We start from the raw sequence: 1189 nt of genomic DNA on the forward strand, positions 1-1189 counted from the left end.
AGCACCAGAAAGTGGACCAGCGACAACCAACGCGTCCACAACCTGACAGTCGACGACATCCACACCTATTATGTAAGCGCACAGGATGCAGATGTCCTCGTTCACAACTCAGGAGAAGATTGCGAACGAGGCCTTTGGAAGATAACCGCCAGCAAGGCAAAGAATGTCAAGAAACACAACAAGTTCGGCACTTTCTATCAAGACAGAAAGGGCTACTGGTGGGTTAGAGACAACGCTGGACACGGGGGGTCAACCTGGAAAGTTTACAGGGGAACCAGCAAGGGGCTTGAATGGGTGGCCGACGCAGACAAATACGGAGACTGGATGAAAAGCAAACACAAAGGAGATGTCGGCAAGTTCATTTCCTGGAAAGATCTACGTGGCTAGAATATAATGAATGAACTTCGAAACAAAAGGCGAAGGGGGCCGTAGATGATAGATTCAGCAACAGAGTTCCTCGCACTTCGCCTTGGCGATGACCCTGCCGGATATAACCGAGCCGCTCGGGATTCTGCCCCGTTGGAAATCTGGCTCGAACTGGTCACCCACCACCCAGAAGCACACTTCTGGGTGGCACAAAACAAAACCGTTCCCATCGAGATACTGCGTATTCTGGCGGCTAGTAGCGATTGGCACACTCGCTCCATGGTGGCGGCAAAGAACAAAGCCACGCCGGACATCCTTGAAGTTCTCGCAAATGATGATCACGATGCAGTCCGACACACAGTTGCCGGACACCGCAACACGCCAACCAACACTCTAATGACACTCTGCAGTGACACTTGGCATGAAGTCAGGCGCACAGCGCAGGATAATCTGTCGAAGCGCGACAAGAAGGCTTGAGGCTGTAAGAGTCGGTTTTCTAGCACAAAATCCAGTAACTCGGTTACAACCCAGCTCGATGTGAGATTATCTGCTAGTTATTACCCAGCGTGGATAGCAACTACAGTGACCGCCTGCTTGAGCTTCAAATGGACAATCCGAGCCCAAGCAGGCGGTACTGTCGCCCTGCGCTGTAGAACCTGCCGCCGCTCGATATGTTCAAGCGCAATAGAGGGGTAGGTGCGCCGGGCCGCCGTGCAGAGCGTGGCGAACCCGCGACGGGTGAAGAGGAAAGGGCCGCCGGGCGCGGTCCCGGCGGCCCTTTCCGGCAATTGTGCGCCGGTTAGCGGCGGATGAAGGTCTGGCG

2 protein-coding genes are annotated in these 1189 nt (G+C 54.4%); both read left to right on the forward strand.

The window, feature by feature from the left end; translation table 11 throughout:
* On the forward strand, positions 1-387 hold a 387-nt coding region (locus BLQ73_RS33040), incomplete at its 5' end, for a hypothetical protein (RefSeq protein WP_176955804.1).
* 132 nt (positions 388-519) lie between these two features.
* Positions 520-843 (forward strand): hypothetical protein, encoded by a 324-nt coding sequence (locus BLQ73_RS31960; RefSeq protein ID WP_143020564.1) that lies wholly within the window; start codon positions 520-522, stop codon positions 841-843.
* Positions 844-1189 lie beyond the last annotated feature (346 nt).

The organism is Sinosporangium album (assembly GCF_900100605.1).
Taxonomy (GTDB): Bacteria; Actinomycetota; Actinomycetes; order Streptosporangiales; family Streptosporangiaceae; genus Sinosporangium; species Sinosporangium album.